16 protein-coding genes are annotated in these 18,445 nt (G+C 68.2%); 6 read left to right on the top strand and 10 right to left on the bottom strand.

Annotated elements, in window-relative coordinates:
* Nucleotides 1–210: 210 nt before the first annotated feature.
* The gene (locus ABI214_RS15510; RefSeq protein ID WP_348603418.1) at nucleotides 211–780 is read right to left on the bottom strand and encodes a MarR family winged helix-turn-helix transcriptional regulator; all 570 of its coding nucleotides are present in this window, start codon (nucleotides 778–780) and stop codon (nucleotides 211–213) included.
* Between the two features lie 234 nt (nucleotides 781–1,014).
* On the opposite strand from ABI214_RS15510, the gene ABI214_RS15505 reads away from it, so the two are divergent.
* The 4 genes from ABI214_RS15505 to ABI214_RS15490 all read left to right on the top strand — a co-directional run bounded on the left by ABI214_RS15505 (nucleotide 1,015) and on the right by ABI214_RS15490 (nucleotide 6,501).
* A complete protein-coding gene (locus tag ABI214_RS15505; protein WP_348603417.1) occupies nucleotides 1,015–1,698 on the top strand; it encodes an IclR family transcriptional regulator in 684 nt (227 codons plus the stop codon).
* 271 nt (nucleotides 1,699–1,969) lie between these two features.
* Nucleotides 1,970–4,276, top strand: a complete 2,307-nt coding sequence (locus ABI214_RS15500) for a cytochrome P450/oxidoreductase (protein WP_348603416.1) — start codon at nucleotides 1,970–1,972, stop codon at nucleotides 4,274–4,276.
* Between the two features lie 41 nt (nucleotides 4,277–4,317).
* On the top strand, nucleotides 4,318–5,664 hold the full coding sequence (locus ABI214_RS15495; RefSeq protein WP_348603415.1) for an MFS transporter: 1,347 nt from the start codon (nucleotides 4,318–4,320) through the stop codon (nucleotides 5,662–5,664).
* Between the two features lie 75 nt (nucleotides 5,665–5,739).
* Nucleotides 5,740–6,501: an alpha/beta fold hydrolase gene (locus ABI214_RS15490; protein WP_348603414.1), complete on the top strand. Its 762-nt coding sequence runs from the start codon at nucleotides 5,740–5,742 to the stop codon at nucleotides 6,499–6,501.
* A 78-nt stretch (nucleotides 6,502–6,579) separates the two neighbouring features.
* Here the strand turns inward: ABI214_RS15490 and ABI214_RS15485 are convergent, their stop codons facing one another.
* The 6 genes from ABI214_RS15485 to ABI214_RS15460 all read right to left on the bottom strand — a co-directional run bounded on the left by ABI214_RS15485 (nucleotide 6,580) and on the right by ABI214_RS15460 (nucleotide 12,151).
* A complete protein-coding gene (locus ABI214_RS15485) occupies nucleotides 6,580–7,068 on the bottom strand; it encodes a nuclear transport factor 2 family protein (RefSeq protein ID WP_348603413.1) in 489 nt (162 codons plus the stop codon).
* Between the two features lie 66 nt (nucleotides 7,069–7,134).
* The gene (locus tag ABI214_RS15480) at nucleotides 7,135–8,484 is read right to left on the bottom strand and encodes an MFS transporter (RefSeq protein WP_348603412.1); all 1,350 of its coding nucleotides are present in this window, start codon (nucleotides 8,482–8,484) and stop codon (nucleotides 7,135–7,137) included.
* A 42-nt stretch (nucleotides 8,485–8,526) separates the two neighbouring features.
* Nucleotides 8,527–9,990, bottom strand: a complete 1,464-nt coding sequence (locus ABI214_RS15475) for an FAD-dependent oxidoreductase (RefSeq protein WP_348603411.1) — start codon at nucleotides 9,988–9,990, stop codon at nucleotides 8,527–8,529.
* Nucleotides 9,987–10,772, bottom strand: coding sequence for an SDR family NAD(P)-dependent oxidoreductase (locus ABI214_RS15470; protein ID WP_348603410.1), 786 nt, complete (start codon nucleotides 10,770–10,772; stop codon nucleotides 9,987–9,989). The genes ABI214_RS15475 and ABI214_RS15470 overlap by 4 nt, the downstream gene beginning before the upstream one ends.
* Nucleotides 10,765–11,616, bottom strand: coding sequence for an SDR family NAD(P)-dependent oxidoreductase (locus ABI214_RS15465; protein WP_348603409.1), 852 nt, complete (start codon nucleotides 11,614–11,616; stop codon nucleotides 10,765–10,767). The genes ABI214_RS15470 and ABI214_RS15465 overlap by 8 nt, the downstream gene beginning before the upstream one ends.
* A gap of 79 nt (nucleotides 11,617–11,695) precedes the next feature.
* Complete coding sequence (locus ABI214_RS15460; RefSeq protein ID WP_348603408.1) at nucleotides 11,696–12,151, bottom strand: nuclear transport factor 2 family protein; 456 nt, start codon at nucleotides 12,149–12,151, stop codon at nucleotides 11,696–11,698.
* A gap of 138 nt (nucleotides 12,152–12,289) precedes the next feature.
* Here ABI214_RS15460 and ABI214_RS15455 point away from each other — a divergent pair, with 138 nt between their 5' ends.
* A complete protein-coding gene (locus ABI214_RS15455; RefSeq protein WP_348603407.1) occupies nucleotides 12,290–13,030 on the top strand; it encodes an IclR family transcriptional regulator in 741 nt (246 codons plus the stop codon).
* Nucleotides 13,031–13,118: 88 nt separating this feature from the next.
* Nucleotides 13,119–13,961: a MerR family transcriptional regulator gene (locus tag ABI214_RS15450; protein WP_348603406.1), complete on the top strand. Its 843-nt coding sequence runs from the start codon at nucleotides 13,119–13,121 to the stop codon at nucleotides 13,959–13,961.
* A gap of 52 nt (nucleotides 13,962–14,013) precedes the next feature.
* Here the strand turns inward: ABI214_RS15450 and ABI214_RS15445 are convergent, their stop codons facing one another.
* The 3 genes from ABI214_RS15445 to ABI214_RS15435 form a co-directional block, all read right to left on the bottom strand.
* Nucleotides 14,014–15,930, bottom strand: coding sequence for an FAD-dependent monooxygenase (locus tag ABI214_RS15445; RefSeq protein WP_348603405.1), 1,917 nt, complete (start codon nucleotides 15,928–15,930; stop codon nucleotides 14,014–14,016).
* 2 nt (nucleotides 15,931–15,932) lie between these two features.
* Nucleotides 15,933–17,258 carry an MFS transporter gene (locus ABI214_RS15440; RefSeq protein WP_348603404.1) on the bottom strand — a complete coding sequence of 442 codons (1,326 nt, stop codon included), beginning with the start codon at nucleotides 17,256–17,258 and terminating at the stop codon, nucleotides 15,933–15,935.
* Nucleotides 17,259–17,423: 165 nt separating this feature from the next.
* A complete protein-coding gene (locus ABI214_RS15435) occupies nucleotides 17,424–18,350 on the bottom strand; it encodes a LysR substrate-binding domain-containing protein (RefSeq protein WP_348603403.1) in 927 nt (308 codons plus the stop codon).
* Nucleotides 18,351–18,445 lie beyond the last annotated feature (95 nt).

The raw sequence follows: 18,445 nt of genomic DNA, 5'->3' as shown, positions 1-18,445 counted from the left end.
CAGCAGCGCGGCTGCGTTCGTCGCGGCCGCCGGTTCCTCTCCGAGGTTAGTAAACAGATTAACTAGTTTCGGGGCGTGAGCGCAACCACACGAACGGTCTCGTAGTCCGCACTCGCCCGGCCCGCTCCCCGCTCCCGCGATTTGCGCACTTATCGGCCCCGCGCAGGCACCCGTGGCGCCGATAAGTGCGCAAATCGCGGGGGTGTGGCGTCAGTTGCGGCCGCGGACGTCGAACTGGCTGCGGTTGGTGATGAGCTTGTCGAGCAGCATGACGAGAACGTGCTGTTCAGCCTCGGTGAGGACGCTCGCCCACGCGTACTCGCGCTCGTTGTGCTCGCGGTAGGTGGCGGCCATCTCGGCCCGCCCCTTCTCGGTGAGCGACAGCTGCACCGAACGCCCGTCGTGCTCGTCGGGCGTCCGCTCGAGAAGGTCGGCCGCTTCGAGCGTCTTCGTCAGGTTCGACACCGCCGCGCGGCTCATGCCGGTCAGCTTCGCGGCGCTCTTGGGCTCGATCGGACCGGCGAGCCAGGTCACGAACAGCAATCGGAACGCCGACCACGACAGTCCGCGGGGCCGGTGCACGGAGGATTCCAGGTCGTAGGTGACCACGTTGGCGGCCCGGTTGAGGGTCAGTAAAACCTGCGTGGCCAGCTGGTGCGTGGAACCGAACTCGGTGCTGAGCCGGCGGTTCGCGAGGTCGATGAACGACCAGAAGTCGAGCGAGCCGGGCGCGATCGCGTCCTGCGCCGCCTGCGCACTGCGCCCTTCGTCCCCGCTCATGCGGCCACCCTATCGCGGCAGGTGCCGGGCGCGCGCAGCGCAGATCGTCCTGGATAATTCACCCAAATAGTATATCTGTGAACTAGTTTTCGGATGGGCGGGACGGTGCGGAGCGTCGGCGCCGGCCGTCGCGTCGAGCACTGTGCCGCAACGGGTTACCGCTCGGCGCAGGAATGTCTGTACAAAGGATTCGAACCCGCCGGACCGGCGACTGCCCGACGAACAGGATCCGACATGAGCACGCTCCAGACCCTCGACCGTGGTCTGCGCGCGCTCGACATCGTCGCGCAGTCCTCGGCCGGGATCTCGGTGGCCGACCTGGCCAGGGAGCTCGACGTCCACCGGGCCATCTGCTACCGGATCGTCGCGACGCTCGAGGAACACGCGCTGGTCACGCGCACCGGCGACGGCCGGATCCGGCTCGGTGTCGCGGCCGCAGTCCTCGCGTCGAGGTTCGAGCCGCAGTTCGCGAGCGACGTCCAGCCCGTGCTGCATGCGCTCGCCGACGAGACCCGCGCGACCGCGTTCGTCTCCGCAGTTCAGGGACAGAACTGCGTCGTGATCATGGTGGCCGAACCCGAGGGCACGCTGCTGCGCGTCGGCTACCGCGTGGGCAGCAGTCACCCGCTCGACCGCGGCGCCGCCGGCATCGCGATCCTCGCGCTGCGCCCCGAATCACCGAGCGACTCCGACGCGGTCCGCCAGGCTCGCGCCGACGGTTACAGCCTCACCCGCGGACAACTCGAGCACGGCGCGGTCGGTATCGCGTCGGGCATCGCGCTGCCGCAGGGCGTCGGTTCGACGGCGGGCCTCGAACGCAGCGTCGGCGTCGTCGCGATCGACGGACTCGACACCGACGGGGCCGCGGCCGCGGTGATGCGCACTTCCCGCGAGATCGAACACCTCATCAGCGCCTGACGCTCCCCCGCCACGCGTTGGCGCCCTTCTCGGGCCACAGCATGCCCTCCGGAGCCGGATAACCAGGCAAAACGGACACGCTCCGCGGCCGATTCGGTCCGCCCGTGGCACCAAAGCCGCAGAACAGACCACCTGCGTCGTTATGTGAAGCGCACTTGACCTCGAATGTGACCGCACTTACTCTGTGCGGAGTTCGCTCACCGATACACGATGTGCGTTATTAGTAACTTCGCAGCTCAATGCGAGTTTTGAGACAACGGAGATGCAAGTCATGAGCGTGTGCCCGATCGACCACACGGCCCTGCAGAACACGGGCTGCCCGGTTTCCGCGAATGCCGCCGCCTTCGATCCCTTCACCGGCCCGTACCAGGTGAATCCCGCGGAGTCGCTGCGCTGGTCGCGCGACGAGGAGCCGGTGTTCTACAGCCCCGAACTCGGGTACTGGGTGGTCACCCGGTACGAGGACGTCAAGGCGGTCTTCCGCGACAACATCCTGTTCTCGCCGTCGATCGCGCTGGAGAAGATCACCCCGGTCTCCGACGAGGCGACGGCGACTCTCGCGAAGTACGACTACGCGATGGCGCGCACCATGGTGAACGAGGACGAACCCGCGCACATGCCGCGGCGCCGGGTCCTGATGGATCCGTTCACCCCCAAGGAACTGGTCCACCACGAGCCGATGGTCCGCCGCCTCACCCGCGAGTACGTGGACCGGTTCATCGAGACCGGTCGGGCCGACCTCGTCGACGAGATGCTGTGGGAGGTCCCGCTCACCGTCGCGCTGCACTTCCTCGGCGTGCCCGAGGAGGATATGGACGAGCTGCGCAGCTACTCGATCGCGCACACCGTCAACACGTGGGGCCGCCCGGCGGTCGAGGAGCAGGTCGCGGTCGCCGAGGCGGTCGGCAAGTTCTGGCAGTACGCCGGCAAGGTGCTCGAGAAGATGCGCAAGGATCCGTCCGGCCACGGCTGGATGCCGTTCGGCATCCGGGTCCAGCAGGAGCAGCCCGACGTCGTCACCGACTCGTACCTGCACTCGATGATGATGGCGGGAATCGTTGCGGCACACGAGACCACGGCAAACGCTTCGGCCAACGCCTTCCGTCTGCTGCTCGAGAACCGCAGCGTGTGGGAGGAGATCTGCGCCGATCCGAGCCTGATCCCCAACGCGGTCGAGGAGTGCCTGCGTCACTCCGGTTCGGTCGCCGCGTGGCGCCGCCTGGTCACCGACGACACCACCATCGGCGGCATCGACATCCCGAAGGGCTCGAAGCTGCTGATCGTCACGTCGTCGGCCAACCACGACGAGCGCCACTTCGACAACGCCGACGACTTCGACATCCGCCGCGAGAACTCCAGCGACCACCTGACGTTCGGCTACGGCAGCCACCAGTGCATGGGCAAGAACCTCGCCCGCATGGAGATGCAGATCTTCCTCGAGGAGTTCACCAAGCGTCTCCCGCACATGGAGCTGGTTCCCGACCAGGAGTTCACCTACCTGCCCAACACGTCGTTCCGTGGGCCGGATCACGTGTGGGTGCAGTGGGATCCGGAAAGGAACCCGGAGCGCGCCCACCCGTCGATCCTCGACGACCGCCAGCCGGTGAAGATCGGCGAGCCGTCCAAGACCAACATCTCGCGCACCGTCTCGGTCGACGCGATCACGCCTGCGGCCGACGGCGTCGTGCGCGTGACGCTGTCCGATCCGACGGGCAAGCCGCTGCCCAAGTGGACCCCCGGCTCGCACATCGACGTCGAACTCGGCGACCTCTCGCGCCAGTACTCGCTGTGCAGCGACCCGAACGACCTGTCGTCGTACACGATCGCGGTGCTCGAGGAGCCCGAGAGCCGCGGCGGGTCGCGCTACGTGCACCGCACCCTGCAGGCCGGCGACACCCTGAAGATGCGCGGACCGCGCAACCACTTCAAGCTCGACCCGGACGCGCAGCGCTACATCTTCGTCGCCGGCGGCATCGGCATCACGCCGATCATCGCGATGGCCGACCACGCGAAGGCGTCCGGCAAGGACTACGAGATCCATTACTGCGGGCGCGATGTCGCGACGATGGCGCTGCTCGACCGGCTGACGGCCGACCACGGCGACAAGGTCGAGGTGCACTCGAGCGCGGCCGGCAACCGCCTCGACATCCCGGCACTGCTCGCGACGCCCGTCGACGGGACCCAGATCTACTCGTGCGGCCCGGAGCGTCTGCTCGCCGCGCTCGACGAGGCCACCGCGCACTGGCCCGAGGACTCGCTGCACGTCGAACACTTCACGTCGAACCTGGCCACGCTCGACCCGGCCAACGAGCACGCGTTCGAGGTCGAACTGCGTGACTCCGGTCTGACGATCCAGGTCGCCGCGGATCAGACGGTGCTCGACGCCCTCCGCGCGTCGAACATCGACATCCAGAGCGACTGCGAGGAGGGGCTGTGCGGATCGTGCGAAGCCCCCGTCCTCGACGGCGAGGTGGATCACCGCGACATGGTGCTCACCAAAACCGAACGGGCCCAGAACAAGTCGATGATGACCTGCTGCTCGCGCGCGTGCGGCACGAAGGTCACCCTCGCACTCTGACCCACCTCCCAGAATCTCTCCAGCACCCGAAAGGATCCGTCATGGGATCTCCGACCGTCACCGGACCCGCCGTGCCCGGCGCGTCCGCGAGCGCGCAGCCGCCCAAGTCCAGCTTCAAGCGCGTCCTCACCGGCAGCATGGCCGGTGCCGTGCTCGAGTGGTACGACTTCGCGATCTACGGCATCCTGGCCGCCACCGTCCTGGGCCCGCTGTTCTTCCCCGGTGACGACGGCGTCGCGAAGCTGCTGCTCGCGCTCGCGACGCAGGGCCTCGGCTTCGTCGCACGCCCGTTGGGCGGCATCGTCTTCGGCCACCTGGGCGACAAGTTCGGTCGCAAGCCGATGCTGGTGACCACCTTCATCATGCTGGGCAGCGCGACCGCCGCGATCGGCCTGCTCCCGACGTACGACCAGATCGGCATCTGGGCGACGGTCCTGCTGGTGGTGCTGCGCATGATCCAGGGCTTCGCACTGGGCGGTGAGTTCGGTGCCGCGGTGCTGCTGGTGAGCGAGTACGGCGAACCCAAGAAGCGCGGCTTCTGGGCGTCGTGGCCGCAGGCCGGCGCCCCGATGGGCACCGTCCTGGCGACCGTGGTCGTCTCGGTGCTCGGCCTCTTCCTCACGGACGACGCGTTCGACCAGTGGGGCTGGCGTGTGGCCTTCCTGTTCGCGATCCCGCTGCTGATCGTCGGCTTCTGGGTGCGCCGCGGCGTCGAGGAGTCCCCGGTTTTCAAGGCGGCGCAGGAGCAGGCCGCGAAGGCTCCGGCGGCACAGGAACGTTCGAGCATCCTCGAGGCGCTGTCCCGCCCGCGCGCGGTGCTCACCGGCCTGGGCATGCGCCTGGGCGAGAACATCGCGTTCTACGTCTACACGGTCTTCGTCATCGCGTACGCCACGACGTACTACGGCTTCCACCGCGGCGACGTCATCATGGCCGTCACGTTCGCGTCGCTGTTCCAGTTCGTCGGCATGATCGGCGGCGGCGCGTGGTCCGACCGCGTGGGCCGCAAGAAGGCGATGCTCGTCCCGGCGATCGTCCTCGTGGTGTGGGCCCCGGTGTTCTTCTGGCTGGTCCAGCTCGAGAGCCTGCCGATGCTGTGGCTCGGCGTGTGCGTGGGCGCGTTCTTCCACGGCATGCTCGCCGGCCCGGAGGCCGCGTGGATCACCGAACTGTTCCCCACCCGCTACCGCTACGCCGGTTCGTCGCTGGTGTTCCAGGGCTCGTCGATCATCGCCGGTGCGCCGGCCCCGTTCATCGCGGTCTGGCTCATCGAGAACTTCGGTGTCGGTATGGTTGTCGGCTATCTGGTGGTCACGATGGCGATCACGGTGATCGCCCTCGCGTTCAGCCGGGAAACCAAGGGCGTGGATCTCGACGACGTCGCATGAGCTGAAGGGTCCCTTCATGCGCTGTCAGCGTGTGAAGGGACCCTTCGGCCCATTGATCAGGCAAGGAGAACTCGAATGGCAATCGCGCACAAGATCGTCGGTCACGGCCCCGTCAAGGTGATCGCGCTGCACGGCTGGTTCGGCACGTCCGAGGGCTGGGGCATGCTGCCCGAGCTCGTCGATCCCGACGTGTACACGTACGCACTGATCGACTACCGCGGCTACGGCGCCCGCAAGGACGAGGCCGGCGACTACACGCTCGAGGAGATCTCGGCGGACACCCTCGCCCTCGCCGACGAGCTGGGCTGGGACCGCTTCGCCCTGATCGGTCACTCGATGGGTGGTGCCGCGGCGCTGCGCGTGCTCGCCGACGCCCCCGAGCGGATCACCGCGGTTATCGGCATCAGCCCGGTGCCGGCGTCGGGTGTCCCGTTCGACGCGGACAGCGACGCGCTGTTCACGGGTGCCGAGAACGAGGACGGCAACCGCTACGCGATCCTGGACTTCACGACCGGTAACCGGCAGTCGGCGTACTGGCTGCGACAGATGACGCAGTTCTCGGTGGACTTCACGGCCCGTCCGGCGTTCGGCGCCTACCTGCGCTCCTGGGCGGGCGCCGATTTCGTCGCCGAGCTGCCGCAGACGACCATCCCGGTCAAGACGATCGTCGGCGAGCACGACCCGGCGCTCGGTGCGGAGACGATGAAGGCCACGTGGATGGAGCAGCTGCCGCAGTGCGAGCTGGACATCCTGGCCAATGCCGGACACTACGCGATGTTCGAGGCTCCGGTCGCGATGATGACCAGCATCGAGCAGGCTCTCTCCCCGCTGCAGTAACTGCACACACGGCAGCGCCGGCACCCCGCGGGCGGGGCGCCGGCGCTGTCGTCTTCGCGAACCCGGAAGCGTTGCCGATCAAGGTTTTCCGGTGAAGACCGGGTCCTCGAAGGACCGACGGGATCGGACCCAGGAGGGGGCCAGGCCGTCCTCGATCTCGTCGGTCACGGACTCGTCGAACACGACGATGCGGTCCGCGATGCGCCACTGACCGTCGCGCCGCTCGAAGCGGTCGACGTAGCGGCACTTGATGGTGGCGCGCGACTGCGCCTCCCCCGGCCGCGCCGGGGCCTGCCGCAGGTAGCACAGGCAGTACGACTCCACGTTCGCCGTGTCGCCGTCGAGCTCGATCAGCACGTTGGTGATGTAGTGCAGCGACGAGTCGATCGTGGCGTGCCGGGACTTCATGTCCTCGATCAGGCCGTCCACGGTGCCGATGTAGCCGCCGTGGTTGTCGATCGCGTCGGGGAAGTAGCAGTCGGCCACGCGGTCGAAGTCCTTGCGGTCCACCGCTCGTGCGTAGCGGTAGAGGACCTCGGTGATCTCCTGCTTGTCGATGAGCGACATGTGTATCTCCTGTCGGACGAACGGGCCCTGCCGGTGTCGCCACCGGCAGGGCCCGACCGAGCCGTTCTAGTCGGCGCGGAGCTCGATGCCCTTGGTCTCCTTGACGAAGAACACCGCGCAGAGGGTGAGCAGCGCACAGAACACGAAGTAGCCGGCCGGCGCGAGCCGGTTGCCGGTGACGTCGATCAGCCACGTCGCGATGAACGGGGCCGTGCCACCGAGCGCCATGTTGGTGATGTTGTTGCCGAGCGCGAGACCGCTGTAGCGGACCGACGCCTTGAGCATCTCGACGTACGTCACGTACGACGCACCGTTGACCACCGACACCGTGATGAACAGCACCGACTGGCCGACGACCGCCTGCCAGATGCTGCCGCCCGCCATGAGCATGAACATCGGGATGCCCAGCACGACGGCCGCGATGCTGCCGACGAACAGCACGGGCTTGCGGCCGTAGCGGTCGGCCAGGTAGCCCGCGATCGGCAGCGTGATCACACCGAGGACCAGCGCCAGCGACGTGGACAGGAACGCGACGGTGGACGACTGCCCGCCGGCCTTCTGCAGGTAGGTGGCCGCGTACACCGAGGCGATGTAGTAGCCGCCGGTGATGAGCGCGCCGAGGAAGATGATCTTCACGAGCGAGGCGCCGGAGCTGGTGAGCAGCTCCTTGACCGGGACCTTCGCGGTCTCGCCCTTGTCCTCGAGCTCCTTGAACTGCGGGGTGTCCTCCATGTGGTTCCGGATCCAGATGCCGACCACACCGATGACGACACTGAGCAGGAACGGAATTCGCCACGCCCACGACATGATCTGGTCGTGGGTGAACACCGAGGTGAGCGCCAGCGCGGTCAGCGACGCCACGAGGGAGCCGATGTAGGTGCCGGAGTTGACCATCGAGGTCTGGAAGGCGCGCCACTTGGCCGGAGCCGACTCCGACACGAAGGCGTTGGCGCCGCCCAGCTCGCCGCCGGCCGCGAAGCCCTGGAGGCAGCGGGCCAGCACCAGGATCGCCGTCGCCCACACGCCGAGCGTGACGTAGGTGGGCATCATGCCCATCGCCGCGGTAGCGACGACCATCAGCAGGATGGTCCAGGAGAGGGCGTTCTTGCGGCCGTACTTGTCGCCGATGTGGCCGAAGAAGATGCCACCCGGCACCCGCAGGAAGAAGGCGACGGCGAACGTCGCGAACGTACCGAGCAGCGCGGCGGTGTCGTTCTCCGAGACGAAGAACAGCGACGCGATGATCGTGGCCATGTAGCCGTAGATGCCGAAGTCGTAGTACTCGACGACGGTGCCGACGATGGCCGCCCGAACCACCTTGACGGTGGACTGCTTCTGCTCGGCCGGCGCGGGATCCGGCCCGCGGGCGGGCTCGGAGTTACGAACCGCGGGCTCCACAATGTCGTTCATTGCCATGGATGGTCCTTTGTAAGTGTTCGGTGTGCAACACGCTCGGTGTCAGATTCCTGCAGTTGTCATTGCCGCCGACGTCGCTGTCGACTCGCCGCGGGCGGTGCGCGCGGCGCTCAATCCGGCGATCCGGCCCATCGTGAGGGCGTTCGCCACGGCGTTGCCGCCGCCTACGTACCGGAGACCGAGGATTCCGGCCCCGGCCTCTCCGGCCGCGAACAGTCCGTCGACCGGACGACCGGTCTGATCCAGAACTGCTGCATTGCTGTCGATCTCGACACCCGCATGGGTGCAGACGAGTTCCGCGGGGAGCAACCGCGCGGCGTAGAACGGACCCTCGTCGATCGGGTCCGGGTTGGCGGTGGAACCCTTGTTCGCGAGGGTGCGGTGACGCAGGAAGTCGTCGTCCGCACCGTTCGGGAGTTGTTCGTTCCACCGCGCGACAGCCGCCTCGAGCGCGCCGGCCGGTACGTCCATGACCCCGGCCAGCTCCGCGAGGGAGTCGGCTCGGAGTGTCCGTCCGGAGTCGACCTCTTCGAGAATCCGCTCCGGAGCCCAATCAGCATATCCGGCAGGAAGATTCAAGCGAGCCTTTTCGTCGAACACGACCCAGGCGCCGCCCTCCTGCGCGTCGATGATCCCGGTCGAGACGGCGTACGACGCGTCCTCGTCCATGAAGCGCCGGCCGTCACCGTTGACGTAGATCCGCGACTTCGGCGGGAAACCCGACTGCCAGTGGTGGTAGCGCTGGAAGTACGCCGTCGGCAGCATGAGGCCCCAGCCCTCGCCCGTGACCGCGGCGCCGACCTGCTCGCCGAACTTGAGGTGATCGCCCTGACTGCCCGGCGCGGCCACCACGAAGAGGGAGTCCCCGCCCCGGTTCGCGAACGGGTACAGCCGGTCGACGAGGTCCTTGTTCTGCGCGAATCCACCGCTCGCGATCACGACCGCGGATGCGCGGACCTCGATGTCGTCGGCCACGACACCGACCACGGAACCGTCCTCGACGACCAGCGCCTGGACGCGGGTGTTCATGACCACCTCGACGCCCCGCTCGCGGCGGGCCTTGTCGAGCACCTGGACCAGCCCGTAGCCCTGGTCCTTGGGCACGTGCCCGCGCCAGACGTCCTCGACACCCGCCTGGCACAGGCCCGGCATGTGCGCGTTGGCCGACTCCCGGGCGGGGATCTCGACACCCAGACCGATGAGCCATTCGAGCGTCGGCCCGGCGTTCTCGCAGAACGCGCGGACCAGGCCCGGCTTGAGGATCCAGTGGTTGAGGTCCATGTAGTGCTGGAAGAACTTCTCGGCGGTGTCCTCGATGCCGAGGCCGCGCTGGACGCTGGTCCCGGCAGCCGTGAACAGCCCCGCCGACAGCTGCGTCGAGCCACCCAGTTCGGTCTGCGACTCGAACAGCAGCACCGACGCGCCCTGCTCCGCCGCGGACACCGCCGCCGCGAGTCCGGCTCCGCCGCCGCCGATGACGACAACGTCCCAGTTGTCTTCACTCATGAGAGGACACCTCCCGTCTCGGCGAGGATGCGGTGGTAGAGCCCGTTGGACACCAGGCCGCCGTCCACCGTCACCTCACTTCCGTTCATGTACGTGGACCGGTCGGACAGCAGGAACAACACCGCGTTCGTGATCTCGTCGACGGTGCCCATGCGTCCGGCCGGGATGCTGTCCAGCGACGCCTGGACGAAGGCGTCCGCTCCCCCGACGAGAGCGGTGCCGACCAGGCCGGGGTGCACCGAGTTCACCCGGATCCCCCACTTCGCGAACTGTCCGGCCGCCGACTTCGACAGGCCCGTCAGGCCCCACTTGCTCGACGCGTACGCCGGCGAGAAGTACCCGACCTGGCCGGAGATCGACGAGATGTTCACGATCGATCCGCCCCCGCTCTCCCTCATCAACGGAGCGGCGGCCTTCATCCCGTAGAACGGTCCGAACAGATTGATCCGCATGGTCAACTCCCAGACGTCGTCCGGGGTGTCCATGAACTCGCGTCGGCGGCTGATCCCGGCGTTGTTGACCAGGCCACCGAGTTCGCCTTTGGTGGAACGGATCTCGTCGATCACGCGAGTCCACGCGGCCGGGTCGGCGACGTCGAGTTCGTGCGCCGACGCGCTGCCCCCGGCATCCCGGATCTCAGCGAGCACGGCGGACGTGTCCGCGACGTCGGCGACGCATACGTGCACGCCGCGTTCGGCGAGCGCCTTCGCGTGGTTGGCGCCCATTCCGGCGGCGCCGCCGGTGACGAGGACGACGCCCGGGTAAGCGATCGACTCAGACATGGCGCGACCCACCGTCGACGGCGATGGAGTGGCCGGTGACGTAGCGGGCGCTGTCCGAGAGCAGGAACAGCAGCGGTCCGAAGACCTCCTCCGGCGAGCCGAGGCGGTGCAGCGGAACGACGTTCAGCGCGTGCTCGAGCGCGGCCGGATCCTCGCGGACCCAGCGGGTCATCTCGGTGTCGATGTAGCCGGGAGCGATCGCGTTGACGCGAATACCCTTGTCGCCCAGTTCCACCGCGAGCGACTCGGTGAGGTGCGCGACCGCTGCCTTGGACGTGCAGTAGGCGCCGCGGCCGCGACGGATGCGCGACGCCGACACCGACGACATGTTCACGATCGCGCCGCCGGGCGCCATGTGACGCGCCGCGGCCTGCGACCCGAACAGCACGCCCTCGACGTTGACGTCCAGGACGGCGGCGATCTGCTCCGGCGAGATCTCCTCGACGAGGGCGAACGGGAAGATGCCGGCGTTGTTGATCCAGAAGTCGATGTGGCCGAACTCCTTCAGCGCGGCCTGCGCCAGCGCCTCGTGCTCGTCGGCCTTGGTGACGTCGACGCGGGCGCCGACGACGCGGCCGGGGGTCTCGGCGAGCGAGTCGGCGGCGAGCGAGTCGGCGGCGAGCGAGTCGTTGATCTCCTGCGCGGTGGCCACCATCTGCTCTTCGTTGATGTCGGCGCCGACGACGTTGACGCCGCGGGTCGCGAGACCGGCCGCGAAGGCCGCGCCCATGCCGCGCGCGGCGCCGGTGACGACTGCGACCTTGCCGGCCATCTCCGGGTACAGCGCCGTCATCTGCGACGCGTCGGTGCGGCCGGGGTTCTGGATGCCTGCGGTTTCGGTCATGATCGGGTGTTCCTCCAAAAACAATGTTCTGCAAAAGATTCGGGGCGCTCGCAGCCGAGGCCTCGACGGAAAAGGACGGTCAGGCCGGTCGGTTCTGGTCGTCCCGTCGGACGGTGCGGCGCGCGATGCGCCAGCACCCGTCCTCTCGCACGACGCGGTCGGTGACGGTGGTGAACCGCACGAGACGGGAATCCCCGCCGATCCGTGTCGCGACGATCTGCAGGTAGGCGCGGACCTCGAGTTCGTCGTCTGCGATGCGTCCGACAACGATGTTGGTGAGCACGTGCCGATGCGCTTCGCCCGCCACGGACGCGTTCGTGAAGAACCCGTGCGCGAACTCGGTGAGCGCAGTCGTTCCGACGACCGGGGCCGGGTAGCTGGGCGAGTGGAACTCACCCTCGGCCGTGAAGGTGGCCGCCCACTCGGCCGCGTGCCCCTCGTCGATGAGATGACTCTGACGGCCGTACAGCTGGTGGATCTCCACGAACGCGGCCGCGCCGACGTCGGTGCGGCTCTCGATACCGGTCTCGGTCATGAAACGAACTCCTCGGTCACTCTCCGGTGCCTCCCGATCGGGATTGCACCGCCCCGCCATGTGTGCGATAATCGAACGCATAGTGCGATTAAGAAGAAGAGTAGGTGTCTCGCCTCACACACGTCAAGGGAGGGATCCATGGCATCGGTCGGTTCCGACGAACAAACGAACGAAAGTCCTGGGGGAACGAACGGCGTACAGCTCGATTCGCGGATGTCGAAAACGCTGCACAACGGCCTCGAAATCCTCGAATTGCTGACGCAGCACAAGTACGGGCTGACGATCACCGAGATCGGCGAGGGCATCGGCGTGCACCGGACGGTCGCGGATCGACTGGTACGCACACTCGAGGCGCACCGCCTGTGCCGACGCACCGAGAACAAGCGCATCCTGCTGGGCTCGGGCCTCGTCACGCTCGCGGGTGCGGTGGAGCAGGACCTGCGGGAGCTCGCGCGTCCGATCCTCGAAGAACTCGCAGACACGGTGGAGGCGACGGCGCACCTCGCGGTCCGGGAGGGCGAGGACGCGGTACGCGCGTTGATGGTCATCGAGCCGCGGAACTCGCGCGCCCACGTCGGCTTCAACGCCGGTCAGATCGACCCGATCAACCGCGGGTCAGCCGGGTTGGCGATGCTCGCGGCACTACCGCCGCGGGAGGGGGAACGCCCCGAGGTGACCCGCGCCCGCGAGCGCGGGTTCGCGGTGACGTCCGGGGAGGTGACTCACTCGGTCACGGGTATCTCGGCGGCACTGCCGAACCGTCGCCCCGCCGACCTCGTCAGCATCGGCGTCTCGGTGTTCGACTCGTCCGACGAGCAGAAGCTGGGTGAGGCCGTCATGGCCGCGGCCCGCCGTCTGGGAGCACTCCTACTCCGATGAACAGCGCGGTGCGGGTCAGCGGGAATCCCTGGCCCGCACCGCCGTGTCGGGTTGACTCTGACATCGTGTGAGGCTGCAGACTCGTTCCGTGACCGACCCCTCGAAGCTGATGTCCATCGGCCGCTTTTCCTCGTTGAGCAGGATCAGCGTGCGGATGCTGCGGCACTACGACGCGAGCGGCGTGCTGATTCCCGCCGCGGTCGACGGCGCCAGCGGATATCGCTGGTATTCACCGGAGCAACTGGGTGATGCCGGCCGGATTCGGCAGCTGCGTGACGTCGGGTTCGGCGTGTCCGCCATCGGAGCCCTGCTCGCCGTGTTCGGCACTCCCGCGTACGGCGCTGCGCTGCGATTGCAGCGCCGGACACTCGTGGACGAGGCCGCCTCGGCCCGGCATCGGCTGGCCCTCATCGAGCACATGCTCGACCAAGACGAACTGGAGAACACCATGTCCGACATCGAGGTTCAACTGATCGACATCCCCGCGCAGACACTCGTGACGCTGCGCGGGACGGTGCCCGACTACGCCGCCGAAGGGCAGCTGTGGGGGCGTTTCATGCCCGAGCTCCAGCGGCAGAAGGTCGCGATGACCGGGCCGAGCGGCTGCATCGAACACGACGGCGAATTCCGGGAATCCGACGTCGATGAGTCGGTGTTCGTGGAGACCGCTGCCGGCGTCGAGGTCCAAGCCCCGCTCCTCGCGCTGCACTTCCCGGCTCGCCGCGCGGTGCGCGCGACCGTGACGGGCCCGTTCGCCGAGGCGATCCCGCAGGCACACGAGCGGATCGCGGCCTTCATCAGTGACAACGGTCTACGGATCGCTCGCGCCGACGACGATGTCTCGACCCACCATTTCAACGTCTATCTCAACGACCCCAGCCAGGTGCCCGAATCGGAGGCCGTGACCTCGGTGACCGTCCCGGTCGTCTGACGCGGCTCACCGGGAGCGTTGCGGGTCAGCGGGAAACCCTGGCCCGCAACGCTTAGCCACCAATGGTGACGTCCGCGTTGTCGTCGGCGGGGACGGTGAGCGACGGGTCGGTGGCGGCCGCGATGGCCTCCTCGAACTCGCGCTGCCCCAGCTGCGATCCGAGCACCAGGGCCAGGCGGGCCAGGAAGCCCTCGCGGTCGTTGTCGCGGACCTGGTCGAGGGCGTCGGACAGGCCCATCCACACGTTCTCGCGGCGCAGTTCGGCCGGATCGATCGCCGGTCCGCTGTCGACGGCGGCGCTCGCGCCGGCCGGGGCGTCGCCCAGGCTCAGGTGCCGGGCGACGTCCTCGATGCGTCCGACACCGTCGATGCGGCACAGCAGCAGACCGTCGGGGCGGACCACGAAGACCTCGCCGTCACGAGCGCCGAGCGCGGCGGCGACCCGGCCGTCGGCGTCGGGCACGACCGCGACGGACGCGTCCGACGTGTCCGTTCCGATCAGGATGGCGCGCACCGACTCCGGCGCCAGCGCACCCGCGAGCGTCGCCGTGGCGGCCGCGAGCGCCGCGGCGTCGACTTTCACGCCGAGCACCGCGAAACCGTTGCCGCGCAGCATATTCAGCGACGTCTCGGTGCGGTCGTGCGTGACCACCCGGCGGTCCTCGACCGGATCACCGGCCGCGACACCCGTGGCGTCGGCGGGCGTCGGCCAGGTGAGCGGCGAGATCCGCGCGTCGGTGGCGCTGGACTGGCGCGGGTTGATGAGGTGGCTGAACTCGGGCCGGGTCACCGACAGCGCGAGGATCGCGTCACGGGTCGTCAGGTAGCCGTGGCTGCCGGGCGACATGATGAGCGTGCTCTTGCCGGCGTTCGCGACGTTCTGCCGCCACGCGTCGTGGCGCTCCACCGAGTATGCCTGCAGCAGTTCGGGACCCGCGTTGCCGTGGATCACGGCGGCCAGCTGCCACGCGAGGGTCTCGGCGTCCTCCATGCCCGAGTTCAGGCCGCGGACACCGAAGATCGGCACCAGGTGGGCCGCGTCGCCGGCGAACAGGATGCGTCCGTGGGCGAAGTCCTCGAGCGCGAGGGCGCGGGCGCTGTAGAAGCCGTGCCACTCGAGCGTCCACGGCAGATCGCTGCGCAACCACTCCAGGTGCCGCGTGATGCGGTCCCGGATGCGGTCCTCCTGCGTCTCGACCTCGGCGTCCTCCGACGGGTCGAGCTGGTAGTCGATGCGCCAGATGTCGCGGGGCTGCTTGTGCATGATGATCGTCGAGCCCGGGTTGCTCGGCGGGTCGAACCAGACCATGCGCTCGGCCGGCAGTTCCGACTCCCAGTGGATGTCGGCGATGACGTAGCGGCCGTCGTAGTTGTTGCCCTGCATGCGAATACCCGCGAGCTCACGCATGCGGCTGCGGCCGCCGTCCGCCGCCACGACCCAGCGGGCGCGCAGGTGGCGCTTGCCGGACGCCGTGTCGATCTCGAGGGTGACCTCGTCGTCGGCGCGCAGCACGCCGGCGATGCTCGCGGACCAGTGCAGCGTGATGAGCGGGTTCGCCTCGATCGTGTCGACCATGATCTGCTCGAACTCCGACTGGGAGACGTTGATCATGGGCGGGCGCACGTCGTGCTCGGCGTTGCGCATCTGGAAGTGCAGCACCTGCTGGTCGCGGTAGAAGCTGCGGCCACCGACCCAGGGCAGCACGATCTTCGCGAGCTCGGCGCCGAAGCCGAGGCGCGCGGCGGCCTCGAGGCTGTGCCGCGAGATGCAGATCGCGCGGCTGCCGAACGACACCTGGTCGGCCGCCTCGAGGATCGTGACGGGGATGCCGCGCTGCGCGAGGCCGAGCGCGACGGCCATGCCGACGGGTCCGGCACCGACGATGACGACCGGGAGAGTCTCGTCGCCGGCGGCCATGGACTCGAAGTCCGAGGCCGCGTACTTCTTGGGCTGGTAGTAGGTCGACATGATCAGACCGCTTCCTGCTCGATCGGACGGGAGGACTTGGTACCGGGAACCTTCAACACGAGGATGCTGGCGAGGCTGACCAGGGCGATCAGCACGAAGTAGCCGGTGATCGCGAGCGACGTGTCGAAGCTTGCGTACAGCGCGGTGGCGATGATCGGGGCGAGGCCGCCGCCGAGGATGGCGCCGATCTGGTAGCCGAGGGAGGCACCCGAGTAGCGGATGGCCGGAGGGAACAGCTCCGCGAACAGCGCGGACTGCGGACCGGCACAGCAGCCGAGGACGAAGCCCATCGCGATCATCGCGGCGGCCATGACGGGCAGCACCGCGGTGTCCATGAGCGGGAAGAACACGGCGGCCACGACGACGAGGGCGATCGAGCTGCGGACGTAGACGGTGCGGCGGCCCAGGGTGTCGGACTTCCAGGCGCTGAACGCCATGCCGCCCATCCAGAACGGGCACGATCCGATCAGCAGGAACAGCATCGTGGTCTTGCTGAAGCCGAGTTCCTTCTCGCCGTACTTGAGGACGTAGACCATGTACGCGTAGGCGATGCCGTTGGTGGCGATGAACGTGCCGCCGGCCAGCAGGACCGTCTTCCAGTGCTTGGTGAGGACCTCGACGATCGGCAACTTCTCGGGCTGCTTGTCGTCCCTGGACTCCTGGAACTCGCTACTCTCCTCGAGGCCGAGGCGGATCCACATCGCGACAAGGACGAGGACGGCACTGAGCAGGAACGGGATTCGCCAACCCCACGCCTTGAACGTCTCGTCGCTCATGAACGCGGTGAGCGGCAGGTAGACGAGGTTCGCGACGAGGACGCCCGCCGGCACACCGATCTGCGGGGCGGCACCGTAGAGACCCTTGCGGCCCTCGGGGGCGTTCTCGGTGGCGACGAGCACCGCGCCACCCCACTCGCCGCCCACGCCGAGGCCCTGGATGAAGCGCAGCGTCACCAGCAGGATCGGGGCGAACACTCCGATCGCGTCGTAGTTGGGGAGGACACCGATGCCGATGGTGGCGAAGCCCATGAGCAGCAGCGAGATCACGAGCATCGACTTGCGACCGACCCGGTCACCGAAGTGGCCCATGACGACGCCACCGATGGGGCGCGCGATGAACCCGACGGCGAGGGTCGCGAACGACGCCAGCGTGCCGGCCAGGTCCGAGGAGTTCGGGAAGAACTGGTGACCGAGCACCAGCGCGGCAGCCGTGCCGTAGATGAAGAAGTCGTACCACTCGATCGCGGTGCCGACGAAGCTGCCCAGCGCGGCCTTGCGTGCCTTGCGGTGCAACTCCTGCGGCGGAGCCGCAGCCATGGTTGCCGTCATGGTTCGGGTGCCTTTCAACTCTGGAACCGCGCAGGGAAGAGACCCACCTGCACGCGCGCCGACGAAGCGGCCTGCAGGACATCTTGACCTGGATCACATCGTGTGAAAAGCGCAAGAAAGCGAGGTAGAAGCGCAGGAATCCTGCGGATAGGTCGGCGCGGAGGGTCAGAAGGGAGTGCCGTCGCCGTCCGCCGCGAACTCCACGAACGCCCGCGCCGCGCGACTCAGGAGTGCGTCCTGCGACCACACCAGCAGAATGTCGACCTCGGGCACCGGCGGCTCCACCTCGGGACGCACGACGACGCCGAGCCCCTCGTAGGTGACGTCGAGCTGGGGGCGCTGGATCAGCAGGGTCCAGCCGAAGCCGCGGCCCACGAGCGCGCGGGCCGTCTCGAAGTTCTTGGGGCGGAATCGGATCTGCGGGGTGAACCCGGCCCGGCTGCACATCTGCAGGGCGTGGAACGAGCTCGGCGGCGCGTCGAGCAGCACCATCGGTTCGTCCGCGAGTTCGGCCAGCTCGATGACGGGGGCGTCGGCCAGCCGGTGCTCGGCGGGCAGCAGGATCGCCGGCTGGCGGGTGTCCATCCGGGTCCGCCGCAGCTCGGGCGACAGGTCGAGGTCGTAGACGATCGCGAGGTCCAGTTCGCCCGACATCAGGCGTTGCTCGAGCCGGTCCTGGGTGTCCTCGACGAAGTCCACCGTCACCTGCGGGTGCAGCTGGTTGAACTCGTAGAGCAGCCGGGGCAGCAGCGTCGGGCCCAGGGACGAGTAGCAGCCGATCGCGAGCGGACCGGTGAGGACGCCCGCGGCGCCGGACGCCTCCGCGGCCAGGTCCCCGGCCTGCTCGAGCAGGGCCTTCGCCCGCGTCAGCACCCGCTCGCCCGTCGGCGTCAGCTGGACGCCGTGCGCGCGGCGGCGCACGCACAGCTGGGACTTGAGCCCGCGTTCCAGTTCGGTGATCGCGAGCGAGACCGCGGACTGGGACACGTGCAGTCGGTCGGCTGCGGCGCGGATGGTGCCGGTCTCGGCGACGGCCACGAATACGAACAGTTGGCGCATTGTGTACGTCGGGGGCCTTGCCGAGCTGACCATCGTTACCTCCGCATCGATTCTGGCACGGGTTCCGCAAACCCGGATCGAGGGGAATACTCGCCAGTAGCTTTGTGGATAGGTTCTTCGATCGCTCT

It is taken from the genome of Prescottella soli, assembly GCF_040024445.1.
Lineage (GTDB): Bacteria > Actinomycetota > Actinomycetes > Mycobacteriales > Mycobacteriaceae > Prescottella > Prescottella soli.
The sequence above is the reverse complement of the archived record's forward strand: the minus strand, read 5'-3'. Positions and strand labels throughout refer to the sequence as shown.